At 70.8% G+C, this 14,797-nt stretch carries 11 protein-coding genes; 7 read left to right on the forward strand and 4 right to left on the reverse strand.

The genetic code is table 11. The annotated features are described in order from the left end of the window. Window positions 1-109: 109 nt before the first annotated feature. The gene (gene eno, locus WMF39_RS41920; RefSeq protein WP_437295560.1) at window positions 110-1,405 is read right to left on the reverse strand and encodes a phosphopyruvate hydratase; all 1,296 of its coding nucleotides are present in this window, start codon (window positions 1,403-1,405) and stop codon (window positions 110-112) included. A 240-nt stretch (window positions 1,406-1,645) separates the two neighbouring features. Here eno and WMF39_RS41925 point away from each other — a divergent pair, with 240 nt between their 5' ends. The 5 genes from WMF39_RS41925 to WMF39_RS41945 all read left to right on the forward strand — a co-directional run bounded on the left by WMF39_RS41925 (window position 1,646) and on the right by WMF39_RS41945 (window position 10,311). Then, complete coding sequence (locus tag WMF39_RS41925) at window positions 1,646-2,287, forward strand: DotU family type IV/VI secretion system protein (protein WP_437742043.1); 642 nt, start codon at window positions 1,646-1,648, stop codon at window positions 2,285-2,287. Further along, window positions 2,284-3,378 carry a type VI secretion system protein gene (locus WMF39_RS41930; RefSeq protein ID WP_437742044.1) on the forward strand — a complete coding sequence of 365 codons (1,095 nt, stop codon included), beginning with the start codon at window positions 2,284-2,286 and terminating at the stop codon, window positions 3,376-3,378. Before WMF39_RS41925 ends, WMF39_RS41930 begins: the two co-directional genes overlap by 4 nt. Before the next feature lie 154 nt (window positions 3,379-3,532). After that, entirely contained in the window at window positions 3,533-8,971 is a 5,439-nt protein-coding gene (locus WMF39_RS41935; protein WP_437742045.1) for an AAA family ATPase, read from the forward strand. Between the two features lie 65 nt (window positions 8,972-9,036). Beyond that, a complete protein-coding gene (locus tag WMF39_RS41940) occupies window positions 9,037-9,345 on the forward strand; it encodes a response regulator (RefSeq protein WP_437742046.1) in 309 nt (102 codons plus the stop codon). Window positions 9,346-9,582: 237 nt separating this feature from the next. Next, complete coding sequence (locus WMF39_RS41945; RefSeq protein ID WP_437742047.1) at window positions 9,583-10,311, forward strand: Hsp20/alpha crystallin family protein; 729 nt, start codon at window positions 9,583-9,585, stop codon at window positions 10,309-10,311. Window positions 10,312-10,439: 128 nt separating this feature from the next. Here WMF39_RS41945 and WMF39_RS41950 read toward each other — a convergent pair whose 3' ends face one another. The 3 genes from WMF39_RS41950 to WMF39_RS41960 all read right to left on the reverse strand — a co-directional run bounded on the left by WMF39_RS41950 (window position 10,440) and on the right by WMF39_RS41960 (window position 12,905). Further along, window positions 10,440-11,444, reverse strand: coding sequence for a DsbA family protein (locus WMF39_RS41950; RefSeq protein WP_437742048.1), 1,005 nt, complete (start codon window positions 11,442-11,444; stop codon window positions 10,440-10,442). A 75-nt stretch (window positions 11,445-11,519) separates the two neighbouring features. Further along, entirely contained in the window at window positions 11,520-12,311 is a 792-nt protein-coding gene (locus WMF39_RS41955; RefSeq protein ID WP_437742049.1) for a hypothetical protein, read from the reverse strand. 129 nt (window positions 12,312-12,440) lie between these two features. Next, on the reverse strand, window positions 12,441-12,905 hold the full coding sequence (locus WMF39_RS41960) for a methyltransferase family protein (RefSeq protein WP_437742050.1): 465 nt from the start codon (window positions 12,903-12,905) through the stop codon (window positions 12,441-12,443). A 55-nt stretch (window positions 12,906-12,960) separates the two neighbouring features. Between WMF39_RS41960 and WMF39_RS41965 the strand changes: the two genes are divergently transcribed. Beyond that, on the forward strand, window positions 12,961-13,614 hold the full coding sequence (locus WMF39_RS41965; RefSeq protein WP_437742051.1) for a TetR/AcrR family transcriptional regulator: 654 nt from the start codon (window positions 12,961-12,963) through the stop codon (window positions 13,612-13,614). A gap of 196 nt (window positions 13,615-13,810) precedes the next feature. Beyond that, window positions 13,811-14,797 (forward strand): c-type cytochrome, encoded by a 987-nt coding sequence (locus WMF39_RS41970; protein WP_437742052.1) that lies wholly within the window; start codon window positions 13,811-13,813, stop codon window positions 14,795-14,797.

Genomic DNA, 14,797 nt, shown 5'->3' on the forward strand with positions numbered 1-14,797 from the left:
GCAGGGGGATCCTCCAGGAAATAAAGCAAGAAACGCCAGCGCGAAGGCGCGGCGACCCGCGCAGGAGCCCGGCCAGCGATGGCCGGACTCCTGGCCGGGTAGAACAGAGCTAGCTGGAGCGCTTCGCCCCGGGGCGGCGGAACGGCGCGCGGCCGGCGAAGACCTGGCCGTCGCCGAGCGCGTAGGAGATCCGGAGCAGCTGGTTGTACTTCGCGACGCGATCCGAGCGGGACGCGGAGCCGGTCTTGATCTGGCCCGCGTTCGTCGCGACCGCGAGGTCGGCGATGAACGTGTCCTCGGTCTCGCCCGAGCGGTGCGAGATGATCGACCGGTAGCCGCCCTCGGCCGCCTGGCGGATGCACTCGAGCGTCTCGGTGACCGTGCCGATCTGGTTCAGCTTGATGAGGATGGCGTTGGCGAGGCCGTCCTCGATGCCCTTCGCGAGGCGCGCGGGGTTCGTCACGAAGAGATCGTCGCCGACGAGCTGGACCTTCTTGCCGAGCCGCTCCGTGAGCAGGCGCCAGCCCTTCTCGTCGTTCTCGGCGACGCCATCCTCGATGGACACGATCGGGAACGCCTTGGCGAGCTCGTCGTAGATCGCGACGATCTCCTCGCGGGTCTTCTGCTGCTTGTCGAAGGTGTACCGCTCGGTCTTCGCGTCGTAGAACTCGCTGAGCGCCGAGTCGAGCGCGACGCCGACGTCCTCGCCCGGGCGGTGGCCGGCGGCCTCGATGGCGCGCACGACGTACTCGAGCGCCGCCCGGTTCGACGGGAGGCGCGGGGCGAAGCCGCCCTCGTCGCCGACGGCCGTGACCATGCCGTCCTTCTTGAGCAGGCCCCTCAGGGTGTGGAAGATCTCGGTGCCCGTGCGCAGCGCCTCCGCGAACGACTCGGCGCCGTAGGGGACGATCATGAACTCCTGGATCTCGAGGCCGTTGTCGGCGTGCACGCCGCCGTTCAGGATGTTCATGAGCGGCGTCGGAAGGACGCGCGCCGCGGCGCCGCCGAGGTAGCGCCAGAGCGGCAGGTCGACCGTGTCCGCGGCGGCGCGGGCGGCGGCCATCGAGACGGCGAGGATGGCGTTGGCGCCGAGCTTCGACTTGTTGGGGGAGCCGTCGGCCTGGATGAGCACCTTGTCGAGCTCGGCCTGGTCGAGCGCATCCATCCCGAGGACGGCCGGACCGAGGACGGTCTCGATGTTCTTCACCGCGGTGAGCACGCCCTTGCCGAGGAAGCGCTTCTTGTCGCCGTCCCTGAGTTCGACGGCCTCGTGCTCGCCGGTCGACGCGCCGCTCGGCACGGCCGCGCGGCCCGTGCCGCTCAGCGTGGTGACCTCGGCTTCGACGGTGGGGTTGCCGCGCGAATCGATGACTTCGCGCGCGATGACGCTCTGGATCTCCGACATGACCTCTCCTCAAGGGGATCGCCTTCGCGCGACCCCGGCTGCTCTCGAAGGGGGCTCGAGAAGCGGCCGGAGCATAGGCACGGCCCCCCCCGGATGTCGACGCTCCGGTGCACCCGCGGCGCGCGGCGCGGGATCCGACGCGGACCGACGCGGACCGCCCGTCGACCTACGCGCGGCGCGCAAGGTGGACGCGCGCCCGGGTCGACGGTCGGTGCGCGCCTGGCGTAAGCTCGCGCCCGCGTGGAAACGTCCATCGGCGTCTTCGGTGAGGAGATGCTCCTCTGGCTCTGCATGCTCCGCCAGTCCCCGCGGCGGCCGCCGGCCGATCACGTGCTGCGGCAGGCGAACCTGCTGCTCGAGGAGCTGAAGGGGTCCAGGCTCGCGCAGGGGATGCCGATCGCGTCGGTCGACGACGGGATGTTCGCGATCGCCGCGTGCGCGGACGAGTTCGCGATGTCGCTGCCGGACCTGCGGCCGGTCTGGGCGCAGCGCCCGCTCCAGGCGTCGCGGTGGACGACCAACAACGCGGGCGTCGAGTTCTTCGAGCGGCTGGAGCGCGTCCGGAAGGGCCCGCTCCCGGTCATGGCGACGTACGCGTGCGTGCTCGGGCTCGGCTTCCGCGGGCGCTACGGGCTGCCGGGGCAGAACACCGACGAGCTGCTGCGGATCCGCCGCGAGCTGTCGCTCAAGCTCGGCGTGGATCCGGATCGGGACTGGAAGGGCGGGGTGCTCAAGCCGGTGCAGGTCGAGGGCGTCGCGGTGCAGCACCTCCCCACCCAGTCGTTCTGGCGGTCCGTCCTCGTCGGGCGGGCGCTGGCGTCGCTCGTCGCGATCGCCGGCGCGCTCGCGCTCGCGTGGACGATCGCCCAAAGGGTCCGATGAGCGGCTCCTTCGTTTACGAGCTGGCGAGCGTCCACACGCTGGTCGAGCAGGCGAACCTGGGCAACGACCAGGGGATCTACGCGGTCCCCTGCTACCTGGTGCTCGGCGAGCCCGGATCGGGCCGCTCCACGGTGATCCGCTCGATGAACCTGACGTGGCCCGTGAGCGGCGGGCAGCTCCCGATCGGCGTGCCCGGGGCGCGGTGCTCTTACTGGCTGGCGAAGGAGGCGCTCTTCATCGAGCCGGAGGCGTCGGTGCTCGGCCCGCGGCGGGAGCCGGCCGAGCTCTCGCGGCTCTGCGACGAGCTGCGCCGCTCGCGGGAGCGCGAGCCGATCGACGGCATCCTGCTCGTCCTGAGCATCGCGGAGTTCGTCGAGCTCGACGAGCAGGGGCTCGACGCGTACGCGAACCGCATCCGCGCGTACCTCGTCGAGGTCGGCCGGGCGCTGCGCGCCGACGTGCCGACGTACGTGGTGCTGTCGCGCTACGACACGCTCTGGGGCTTCGCCGAGGTGTTCCAGTGGACCGCCGAGCGCGGGCGCGAGGAGCCGTGGGGCTTCACGCTCCCGCTCGAGACGAGCCCGGACCACGCCGGGCCGCGGATCCTCCAGGAGCTCGAGGGGCTGAACGCGCGGCTGGAGTCGACTTGCCTTGCGCGGGTGAGCTCGGAGGACGCGCCCGAGGCGCGGACGCGGGCGTTCCAGCACCTGGCCGAGGTGCGGGCGCTGATGCCGCGGCTGCAGCAGCTGTTCGGGGTGATCGCGATGGCGAACGCGTTCGAGCGGGCGCCGTGGCTCCGCGCGGTGGCGATCGGCAGCGCGATGCCCGGCATGGGGGACCGGCTCCGCGCGGGGGTGACGCGGTTCATGAACATGGGGCTGGCGCAGCCGCCGAACGTGGCGGTCGCGATGCGGCCGGGGGGGCTGCCGATCCACGCGACCCTGAGGGCCGTCGTGCTGCCGGAGCGGGACATCGTGCCGCTCCGGCAGCGGTGGCGGGACGACCGGTTCACGCTGCTCTGCTTCGTGGGCGGGCTCTTGCTGCTGCTCGCGGCGGGGCTCACCGAGATCATCCTGCGCTACGCGATGTGAGCGGGCGCCGAGGGCGGCCCCGCCGGCCCCGGCCGTCCAGTTGACATGGCAACTCGTGGGCTCAAACGCCCCCGAGATGCAGGGCTCATCGGAGGCATGGAATCGACCTGCTGCCCAGGAGGCTCGCTCCGTCGAGCCTGGGCGCGCGCTCTCGGTGCGACCAGGCACAGCCCAGCTCAGGGGGTATCACGTCACCGCGAAGACCGGCGAGGGCCCGGGCTCCACCACGTATCGAGCCCATCGGGACGCCGACGGCATCGACGTGGCGATCAGGATGCTGCACACCGATTACGCCCGCGCCGGCGATATCATGCGCTTCAGGCACGCCTACCGCGCGATACGGCAGGTCGACTCGGCGAGGGTCGTCAAGGTGTACGCCGTCGAGGAGCACGAGGACGGGCTGGCGCTCGTCACCGAGTATTTCCCGAGCGCCCCGCTGTCCGCGAGGACGGCCTGCAAGCTGGGCGTCCGCGCGTCGCTGGACGTCTTGATCCCCGTGGCCGAGGCCCTGGCCGACATCCATCGCCATGGCCTCATCCATGGCGACGTGAGGCCTCCGAACATCCTGCTCGGAGAGGACGGTCAGGTGAAGCTCACGGGCTTCGGCGTGGAGTCCATCGTGACGCGCGAGAAGGAGGAGATCTATTGCCGCCGCGTCCTCTCGAAGGTGCTCCCCTATACATCGCCGGAGCAGACCGGCCGCATGAACCGGAGCGTGGATTACCGCACCGACATGTACTCGTTCGGCGTCGTCCTCTACGAGGTGCTCGCGGGGCGAAGGCCGTTCGAGGCGCTCGACCCCCTCGAGCTGATGCACGCCCACATCGCCGTGACGCCCGTCGCCCCCTCGGAGCTCGACCCGGAGGTGCCCGACGCGCTCTCCGCCGTCACGATGAAGCTCCTCAGCAAGAACGCCGAGGACCGCTACCAGTGCGCCGAGGGGCTGAGGGCCGATCTGGAGGAGATCCGAGCGCGATGGCAGCGCGGCGGCCAGATAGCAGCGTTCAGCCCTGGCCGCCACGACAGGAGAGACCTCTTCCGGCTCCCCCAGAAGCTCTACGGCCGCGAAGGAGACATCCGGAAGCTCGTCGACGCGTTCGACGACGTGCTGCGGGGCAAGCGCACGATCGTCCTCGTCTCGGGCTATTCGGGCATCGGCAAGTCGTCGCTGGTCCAGGAGATCTTGAAGCCGCTGGTGCGCGAGAAGGGCTACTACATCAGCGGGAAGTACGATCAGGTCAACCGCGACACGCCCTACAGCGCCATCGTCCACGCGTTCGACACGCTCGTCAGGCAGCTCCTCTCCGAGAGCGAGGAGCGGATCACGCGGTGGCGGGACGCCATCCTGGGCGCCCTCGGGACCAACGGACAGGTGATCTGCGACGTCCTCCCGTCGCTCGAGCACCTCATCGGCGAGCAGCCGCCCGTCCCCGCGCTCGGCCCGGTCGAGGCCCAGAACCGCTTCATCCTCTACTTCCACAACTTCGTGTCCGTCTTCGCCCGGCACGCCCACCCGCTGGCCATCTTCCTCGACGATCTACAGTGGGTGGACTCGGCCAGCCTGAGCCTGCTCACGAGCGTCCTCGCGAGAGAGGACGTGGAGTCGCTCTTCTTCTGCGGCGCTTACCGCGACAACGAGGTGAGCCCGACCCACCCCTTCCTCGTCGCCCTGGAGCAGCTCACGAAGGGCGGCCTGGAGGCGCGCGACATCGTCCTCGCGCCCCTCGGCCTCGCGCACCTGACCGAGCTCATCAACGACAGCCTGCAGACAAGCGGCGGAGAGGCGCTCGCGGGCGCGATCCTGAAGAAGACCGGGGGCAACCCGTTCTTCGTGAAGCAGTTCATGCGGCACCTCTACGACACGAAGGCGCTGGTCTTCGATCCACCGGCGGGCTGGCGCTGGGACCTGCCCCAGATCGAGCGGCTGGAGTGCACCGATAACGTCCTGAGCCTCATGGCGGAGACCATCCGGCGCCTGCCGCAGGCGACGCAGCGGGTGCTCCGGCTGGCCTCGGCGATCGGCAACACGTTCGAGATGGACGTCCTGAACACCGTCAGCGAGCGGCCCCCCGACGAGACGTACGCGAGCCTCGACCACGCCGTCGCCGAGGGCCTGATCGTGAGCGCGGACGAGCAGGTTCGATTCGCGCACGACAAGATCCAGGAGGCCGCGTACTCGCTGATCCCGGAGGGAGACAGGGCGGCGTTTCACTACCGGATCGGGAAGCTCCTGCTCGGCAAGCCGCGCTCCGACGAGGGGCGCGATCTGTTCGACGTCGTCAATCACCTGAACAGCGCCGGCGGTCTGATCCGCGCGCCGGAAGAGCGCATGGAATCGGCCAGGCTCAACCTCCAGGCGGCCGGGCGCGCCCAGGAGTCGTCGGCCTTCACCGCGGCCCTCAGGTACCTGGAACATGGCATATCCATGCTGCCCGGAGACGCGTGGACCTCCAGGTACGAGCTGACCTTCACCTACCACACGAAGAAGGGGCTCCTGGAGTCGCTCTGCGGACGCCACGACGACGCGCTCTCCACCCTCTCGGGGACCTTCGAAAGAGCGGTGGGGCGCCTCCACAAGACGGAGGTGCGCCGCCTGAAGATGAACGTGGAGATCCTGAAGAACGACCTGCCCGCCGCCATGGAAGAGGGGCTCGCCGCGCTCGGGGCGTACGACATCCACCTGCCGCCTTATCCGGACGACGACGCGCTCATGGCCGAGATGGAGCGGACGATCGCGATGATCGGCGACCGCCCGATCGCGTCGCTCGTCGATCTGCCCGCGCTCGACGATCCCGAGATCGCCGCCCTGCAGGACGTGCTCCAGGAGATGTTCTCGCCGACCTACCAGCTCGGCACGAACAACTTCGGCATCACGGTGATGAAGGCGCTCCAGAACTCGCTGACCCATGGCATCTCGAGGAACTCGATCTACGCCTACGTGAACTTCGGGACGCTCCTGTGCGCCGGGCTCGACATCGAGAAGGGGTACGAGTTCGGCCGGGCGGCGGTCCGCCTGAACGAGCGCCACCCGGACGCGAAGTCCGAGTCCATGCTGTGCAACATGTGGGGAGCGTGGGTCCAGCACTGGATGGATACCTACGAGAGCTCGAAGGCGTCCCTGCGCAAGGGCGTCCACGCCGGCATGGAGACGGGGCAGTACATCTGGGCCTTCTACAATGCGTGCAACGCGAGCATGAACGGCCTCCTCCGGGGGGAGCACCTCCACGACGTCATCGAGGAGGCGACGCTGTATCTGCCGCTCTGCAAGCTCGACAAGTTCAACGCGATCACGTGGATCGTCGGGGCCGTCGGGCAGCTCTGCGAATACCTGAGCACGCCGGACGAGGGCGACTGGAAGCGCGGGGCGTGGGTCGACATCGACGCGGTCACCGAGGCCGCCCGCAGCATCGACAACCGGGCGTCGCTCTACTTCGTGAACGTCTTCAAGGTCCACGCCGGCGTGTTCCAGGGCGCGTACGAGGAGGTGGCCGAGATCTGGGGCTCGACCGATCCGGCCAGCCTCGGCATGCTCGCCGCGTGGCACGCGAGCCCTTGTTATCATTTCTACGGCGGGCTTTCGTTCTCACGGGCCGCGTGCGCCGCCGCCCCCGCGCTCAGGGCGGCGTACCTCGCGAGGCTCGGGGACTGCGCGCGCAAGGTGGAGTCGTGGGCGGCGCTCGGCCCGGAGAGCCACCGCCACCGCAGCTTGATCCTGAAGGCCGAGGTCGCCCGGAGCGAGCGGCGAGAGGGCGCGGGCGCCCTCTACGACCAGGGGATCGCGGCCGCGCGGGAGGGCCATTTCCTGCACGACGAGGCGCTGGCCAACGAGCTCTGCGCTCGACACTACCTCGACCTGGGCAGGGCGTTCGTCGCGCGCGCCTACATGACCGAGGCGCACAGGCTCTATGCGCGCTGGGGCGCCGTGCGGCCGATGCTGCGCCTCGAGAGGGACTTTCCGCACGCGCTCGGGCCGGAGGCGCTGCGCAGGCGGACCGACCTCGCGCGGGACGGAGGCGCCGGCGTCCGCGGCGCCGCCGTGGGTCACGGCGCTCGCCCGGGGCTCGACTTCATGACCATGCTCAGGGCCTCGCAGGCGGTGTCTGGCGAGCTGAACCTCGACCGGGTGATCGAGGCCCTGCTGACGATCGCGGTCGAGCACGCGGGCGCCGAGCGGGGGCTGCTGATCCGCGCGTCGAGCGCCTCGCACGCCGCGCACGACGTCGAGGCCGAGGTCGTCACCCGGCGCGGCCGGGTCGAGGTCACCCTTCGCCAGACGCCCGTCACCTCGAGCGATCTCCCCACCGCCATCCTCCAGTACGTCATCCGCACGCGAGAGAGCGTGATCCTGGACGACGCCGCCGTGCCCAACCTGTACTCGGAAGACGCCTACGTGCGCGGGCGGCGCCCCCGCTCCGTGCTCTGCCTCCCCCTGGTGAAGCAGGGCACGCTGGTCGGCGTGCTCTACCTGGAGAACAACCTGACCCCGCGCGCCTTCACCGCGGATCGGATCGAGGTGCTGGAGCTCCTGGCCTCCCAGTCCGCCATCTCGCTGGAGAACGCGCGCCTCTACACCCAGCTCCAGCAAGAGAACGGCGAGCGCAGGCGGGCGGAGCTGGCGCTGCGGGAGAGAGAGGCGCGCATCCGGCGCCTGGTGGACTCCAACATCATCGGGATCGCCGTCTGGGACCTCGACGGCAGGGTCATCGACGCGAACGACGCGCTCCTGTGCATGCTCGGCTACAGCCGTGAAGATCTGACCTCGGGGAACATCCGCTGGGCAGATCTCACGCCGCCGGAGTTCAAGGAGACGACCCAGCGGACGCTCGAACATGTCCGCATGACAGGTGAATTCAGGCCGCTGGAGAAGGAGTATTTCCGAAAGGACGGCGGCCGCGTCCCGGTGGTGATCGGCGGCGCGCGGTTCGAGGGGTCGGAGAGCCAGGGGGTGGCGTTCGTCCTCGACGTGACCGAGCGCAAGCAGGCGGAGGAGCGCCAGAAGCTCCTGATGAACGAGCTGAACCATCGGGTGAAGAACACGCTGGCGATCGTCCAGGCGATCGCCGTGCAGACGCTCCGCATGGCGGACTCGCCCAAGGCCTTCACGAGCGCCTTCCTCGCCCGGTTGCTCGCCCTGTCCCAGACCCACAACCTCCTGAACCAGACCGCGTGGCAGGGCGCCGACCTCCACGACGTCGTCCGCTCCGAGCTGGCGCCGCACGCCAGCGGCGACGCCGAGCGCGTCCGCCTGGTCGGCCAGGACGTGCGCCTCCGCCCGGAGGCGGCGGTGACGCTCGGCATGGTCTTTCACGAGCTGGCGAGCAACGCGGCCAAGTACGGAGCGTTATCGCAGCCGTCCGGCCACGTCGCGGTCACATGGGACGTGATCACCCAGGCGCACGAGCGCCTGCTCCACCTGGAATGGCAGGAGACGGACGGGCCGCCTGTCCGGCCGCCGCGCCGCAAGGGCTTCGGCTCACGCCTGATCGAGCGCGATCTCGGGCGCCAGCTCGCCACGGAGGTGCGCCTCGACTACCTGCCTGGCGGCGTACGTTGCGTGATGGACCTGCCCCTCGAGCGCGTGGGCGTAGGATGAACCCGGTCCCAGGAGGCGAACGTGGGCTGGAGGGGCTGCGTGTCCTCATCGTCGAGGACGAGCCCATGATCGCCTCGTCCCTCGAGGACGCCCTGACCGACCTCGGCTGTGTGGTGATCGGCCCGGCGCTGAACATGAAGGACGCGACGCGCCTGGCCCGCGCCGCCGAGATCGACGGGGCGAGCCTGGACGTCAACATCGCCGGCGAGAAGGTCTATCCGGTGGCCGACATCCTGAGCGAGCGAGGCATCCCGTTCGTCTTCCTGACCGGATATGGCAAAGCTGGGTTGCGCGAGTCCGATCTCAGCCGTCCGGTGCTGCAGAAGCCGTGCAGTCTGGAGCGCTTCGAGGAGATCCTGGCGGGGTGGCGGTGAGCGATTCCACCGGGCTCCCGGGCGCAGCGGCGCCTGCGCGAGCTCGGCCCCGGCGCGCGCTGCCGAGGACGGCGCGCCCGTGTGGCGCTCCGCGCCGGCCTGCGCGGCGCGCCATGGCGGACACGGCCAGCGGGCGCGGCGTCGACAGGCCACGTCATCTACGTTGGTTCACGCTCGCGACACGGCACCACACTTGCAAGTCCGACGTTGGCAACGTTCGCAAGAAAGGAGGTTCTCATGGCGGAACAGCAGCGTCAGCCGACAGGCCAGGACGTGTCCGTGAGCAAGTCGCAGCAAGGCAAGCCCGGCAGCCAGGCGACAGGTCAGACCCCTTCCCAGGGGGCCGGCGGTCAGTCCACCGGGCTGCAGCGTCAGCAGGGCGGCGGTCAGATGGGGCGGTACGGCGCGGCAGGCGGCGTCTTCAACCCGTTCGCGATGATGAGCCGGATGATGGAGGACATGGATCGCATGTTCGACGACTTCGGCTTCGGAGGGTTGCTCTCGCCGTTCAGGCAGGGCCGCACGATGGGTGAGCCTGGTGGCGGCCGGGGTCTCTCGTCCCTCGCGGGCGGCCTCTGGTCGCCGCGCATCGAGCTGGGCGAGCGCAACGGTCAGCTCGTGGTCAAGGCCGATCTCCCCGGCGTCACCAAGGACGACATCCGGGTGGAGCTCCGCGACGACACCCTGATCATCGAGGGCGAGCGCCGGCAGGAGCAGCAGGAGCAGCGCGAGGGGGTGAGCTACACCGAGCGCAGCTACGGGTCGTTCACGCGCGCCATCCCGCTGCCCGAGGGCGTGCAGGCCGACGACGTGGACGCGAGGTTCGAGAACGGCGTCCTCGAGGTCTGTCTGAAGCTGCCGCAGCAGCAGCAGCGCGGCCGCTCGGTCGAGATCAAGAGCGGCGGGCCCTCGCAGGGGACGAGCGCTGGCGGCGGCCAGATGTCCGAGAAGAGCCGGCCCAGCTAGCCGATCTCGATCTGGGGCCCACCGGGGCGGCGGCGCGCCGCCGCCCCGGTGTCACCCGGCGGAGGGGGTCAATCGTCGACCGAGCGCGACCCGCAGGCGCGCGCCCCGGCCACGCCGCGCGGCGCGCCCTACTTCGCGTCGCGCGGCGCGCCGCCCCCGGGCGCCGCCTCGCGCCCTCCGAGGATCGCGAGCTCGGTCTCGATCCACCGGTCGAGCTCGCCCTGCAGGCTGAACAGCGCCAGATCGAACTCCCGCCCGTTGATGACGATGAACGGCGTCCCCGAGAGCCCGGCGCGGTCGGCCTCGGCCTTGTCGCGCGCGACCACCCGGGCGGCGGGCTCGCCCGCCATGTCGGCCTGGAACCGGGCCATGTCGAGGCCGACCTTCTGCGCGTAGCCGAGCAGGTCTTTCTCCTCGAGCCGCTGCTGGTTCTCGAACAGGAGGCGCTCCATCGGCCAGTAGCGGCCCTGGCGGTGCGCCGCGATGGCCGCGCGCGCCGCGGCGTCGGCGTGCGGGTGCGATCGCAGCGGGTACACCTTGTGGATCAGCCTGACGTACGGCGCGTGGCGCTCGACCACCTCGTCGAGGTGCGGGACCGCCCGCCCGCAGGAGGGGCACTCGAAGTCCGACCACACGACGATCTGGATCGACGCGCGCTCCGGCCCGCGAGAGGGCGAGTCGGCGAGGTCGATCTGCTTCACGTTCGGACCGAACCTCACGCCGTACGCGGCCTGGGCCTCCGCGCCGCTCGCGCCGCCGCGGATCTTGTCGGCGAGGAGCTGCGCGGCGGGCGCGCAGGCCGCGCAGGCGCGCGACTCGCGGACGCACTGCGCGAGCGACACCGCCTGATCGGGGCACGGCGCGTAGAGCTGCGAGACGAGCTGCCACCAGGTATCGCGCTCGCGGCGGACGAGCTCGGTCGTATCCACGCCGGGCAGCTGCTCCGGCGCGCCGCCGGGCGCGTCGAGCAGCGGCGCGCCGGAGGAGCTGCCCGGGGGCCCGGGGAGCGGGACCGCGGGAGAATCGGCGAACTGGGGTTCCTGCCGCTCCGCGCCGCCGCAACCCGGGAGCGCGGCGAGCGCGAGGAGCGCGGCGAGCGCGAGCCGTCGTGCACCTGATCTCGGAATGAACACGCGCGGATGCTACACCCCCGCCGCAGCCGGGCCAGGCCGAAGCGCCGCCCGAGGCGCGCGCCCGGCGCCGCCCCCTCAGAAGGCGCCGCGGAGGCCGAAGGTGGTGCCGCCCGGCGCGAGGGCGACGTGCGGCGCCAGCCGGAGCCGCGGCGGGCGGAGGCGGATGTACTCGTAGGTCTCGGCCGCCGTGGGCTGCTCCTCGTACTCGAGGAGCGCGACGTCGAGGATGTTGGCCGTGATCAGCCCGAGGCCGCTGCCGATGTACATGCCCCCGAGCGCGCCCCAGTCGCCGGCGTCCGAGGCGCTGCCGATGGCCACGCCGATCAGGCCGCCGCCGATCGTGCAGCCGGCGTTGAGGCCGAGGCTGACGAAGCCCATGCCGAGATGGCCGTTGGCCCAGTGGGTGACCGGGCCGCCGAGCATGACGGAGCCGGTGGCCATCCAGCCGAACACCTCGTTCTCCGTGGTGGCGGCGAGGGGCCCGAGCACGACGGTCCCGCTGAGCACGAGGAGGTGCTGCCAGCCGTACCAGGTGCGCTTCGGCTCGGATCGCTCGCGACCAGGAGCGCTCCCGGGCTGCCAGGGACCCGGGCTCGTCGTCCACCGCGCGGGCGCCTGGGGAGCTCCGGTCGGCGCAACCCCGGCTGGTGGCGCGCCTTCGTCGCCTGGCGCCGTCGGCGGCTGAAGGGGCGCTGCCGCGGCGACGCCCGGAGCCGGCGCGGGCGGCGCCGCGGCCGGACCGCTCGGCGGCGCAGCGGGCGCAGGTGAGGCCCCGGACGCAGGCTGCATGGCGCTCGCCGGTGCCACCGTGAGCACCACGGCCGTTGCGCAGACGATCCGCAGCCCATCGCGAAGCATGCCTGTCATCCGGCGATACTCGCTTCGTTCTTTCTGCGCTCGCAACCTCTTTTGCTTCCTTCCATTCGGCCGCTGCGCTCGAATCCTGCGCCGCATTCCTGCGATCGGCGATGGATGGCTGCTCGGCGGCGCGCGCCGTCAGACCCAGCGCCGCGTCGACCGGGCGTAGGTCTCGTAGGCAGCGCCGAACCGGGCGCGCAGCCGCCGCTCCTCGAACGCGATGTACCAGCGGTCGACGATCGCGACGAAGACCGCCGCGAGCAGGAACGACGTCGCCGCGCCGCTCAACGCCGCCATACCCGCGGCCGCGAGGCCCATCCCGAGGTACATCGGATTCCTGGACCACCGGAACAGCCCGCCGGTCACGAGCCGCGTGGGCTCGGCAAAGGTGTTGATCTCCGTCGCGGCCCGCGCGAACTGCGCCCGAGCCGCGACCGCCATGACGACGCCGATCGCCAGCGGCAAGGCGCCGAGCCAGCGAGTCGACGCCGGGAGCACCGGCGGGAACGGCAGCACGGCGTGAGTCAGCCACATGACCGCCACCACGAGGAGGAGCAGGACCGGCGGGAGCAGATTGCGCGAGGGTGCGTTCGAGGTGATCATGCCCCACCAGTCTAGCGACAGGGCAAAACGCGGAGACTCGCGTTCGGGAGAGACGATGAAGCGCCCAGAAAAGCCGCGCAAAGAGCCTCGCCAGGCGCGCTCGCGCTTCCTCGTGGAGACCATCGTCGAGGCCGCGGCTCGCGTTTTCGACGCGCACGGCTACGACGGGGCGAACACGAACCAGGTCGCCAAGGTCGCAGGGGTGAGCGTCGGGTCGGTGTACCAGTACTTCCCGAACAAGGACGCCCTCGTCACCGCGCTGCACGAGCGCCACGTGCGCCACATGCTGCGGCTCGTCGAGCAGGTGGACGCAGCGGCCGACGGCGTCTCGCTGCGCGGAGCGACGGAGGCGCTCGTCGAGAGGAGCCTCGAGCTCCACCGGTCGGAGCCGCGGCTGCAACGGCTCCTCCACGCCGACCTCCCGACGCTGGAGCAACAGCGCACGCTGAGCGCGGCCAGCCGGGCGGTCGTCGATTGCACCCGGCGGCTGCTGTCGCGCCACGGTTCGGAGATCGTCCAGCCGGATCTCGATCTCGCCACCTACGTTGTCCTGCGCATGTTCGAGGAGCTCGTCCACGCAGCGGCCCTCGATCCGCCCGCGGGCGTCGACGACGGCGCGCTCCGGCGGGCGATCACCGACGCGCTCATGGGCTATCTCACCGTCGGCGCACCATCAGCGCGGGCGGCGAGCCCCGCGGACCGGCCATAGACGCGATGCCCCTTCCTCGCGGCGCGGACGCGGGAGCCACGCGGGACGCCAGCTTGTACAGCGACGATCCGTCCGGTGGACGACGGGCCCGCGACAACTTGCCGCATATTCCGCGCACGGCAGCCGTGCCACAGGTCGTGCGCCGGGCAGCCAGCAAGGGGGCCCTGCGCGTTCCTTCGGAGGCACGACGACCACCATGACCCAATCGCCGAGATCCACCTTGCTTGCGCTGGCGCTCGCCAGCTTCACCGCCTTTGCTCCAGGCTGCGGCGACGACGACGCTGTGACGCCGGCTGGGTCCGGCGGCGGCGGCGGCGAGTCTCCCGCCGGGACCGGCGGCTCCGGCGGCGAGGAGCCCGCCGTGACCGGCTCTGGCGCGGGCGGCGGCGGCGAGCCCGTGGATGACGAGGACAGCGACCACGACAGGGACGGCTTCACCCCGCGCGAGGGCGACTGCGACGACTTCAACAACACCGTCCACCCCGACGCCGAGGAGCGCAATCTCGATAACGTCGACTCGAACTGCGACAAGTCCGACGCGCCGGTCAAGACGCTCGTATGGAACGCTGGCCCGGAGCCCGACCTGGTGGACGCGATCGACCTCATGGACGAGGACGGCGACGGCCAGATCTCGCTCGCCGAGTTCGCCGCGGCGTGCGCCAGGTCCGCGTCGCTGACGGGCCCCGCGCGCCCCGGCGTGGTCCAGATCAATTCATCCTGCAGCCACTCGAACAGCTGCCGCGGCATGGTCTACCAGTCCTGGAACGAGCTTTACGAGCATACCTGCCGCGCCATGAACGGATGCTCGGGCTGGAGCTGCGTGGAGACCGCCGAGGATCAGGATCGAGACGGCCCCGCGGCGTTCAAGGCGGCGACGTGCGACCACTGCCACTCCGGCTCGGCGGGCTCGTTCGGCGTGAAGGTGCGGCCCACCGAGGACATGGCCACCTACGTCGCCGAGTTCTGGGAGCGCCGCTCGGATCTCTACCTGCAGTCCATCATCGCGTTCGGGATCGACGGCGTCCACCCCGAAGGCTACGCCTACTCGAACATGCCCGGCTCCTACCACCTGCTCTCGCTCGCTGAGATCGATCGGCTGATCGCCTACCTGCGCACCCTGACGCCCGAGGGCAAAAGCTTCGACCCGATGGCGCCAGCCGACCCCATCGAGCCGAGCAACTGA

It is taken from the genome of Sorangium sp. So ce1504 (assembly GCF_051521635.1).
Taxonomy (GTDB): domain Bacteria; phylum Myxococcota_A; class Polyangia; order Polyangiales; family Polyangiaceae; genus Sorangium; species Sorangium cellulosum_B.

What these genes read in the sequence shown, in the direction of transcription:
- eno (WP_437295560.1), bottom strand. Translation starts at nt 1,405, where the DNA reads ATGTCGGAGATCCAGAGCGTCATCGCGCGCGAAGTCATCGATTCGCGC.
- WMF39_RS41930 (WP_437742044.1), top strand. Translation starts at nt 2,284, where the DNA reads ATGAGCGGCTCCTTCGTTTACGAGCTGGCGAGCGTCCACACGCTGGTC.
- WMF39_RS41940 (WP_437742046.1), top strand. Translation starts at nt 9,037, where the DNA reads ATGATCGCCTCGTCCCTCGAGGACGCCCTGACCGACCTCGGCTGTGTG.
- WMF39_RS41945 (WP_437742047.1), top strand. Translation starts at nt 9,583, where the DNA reads ATGGCGGAACAGCAGCGTCAGCCGACAGGCCAGGACGTGTCCGTGAGC.
- WMF39_RS41955 (WP_437742049.1), bottom strand. Translation starts at nt 12,311, where the DNA reads ATGACAGGCATGCTTCGCGATGGGCTGCGGATCGTCTGCGCAACGGCC.
- WMF39_RS41960 (WP_437742050.1), bottom strand. Translation starts at nt 12,905, where the DNA reads ATGATCACCTCGAACGCACCCTCGCGCAATCTGCTCCCGCCGGTCCTG.
- WMF39_RS41965 (WP_437742051.1), top strand. Translation starts at nt 12,961, where the DNA reads ATGAAGCGCCCAGAAAAGCCGCGCAAAGAGCCTCGCCAGGCGCGCTCG.
- WMF39_RS41970 (WP_437742052.1), top strand. Translation starts at nt 13,811, where the DNA reads ATGACCCAATCGCCGAGATCCACCTTGCTTGCGCTGGCGCTCGCCAGC.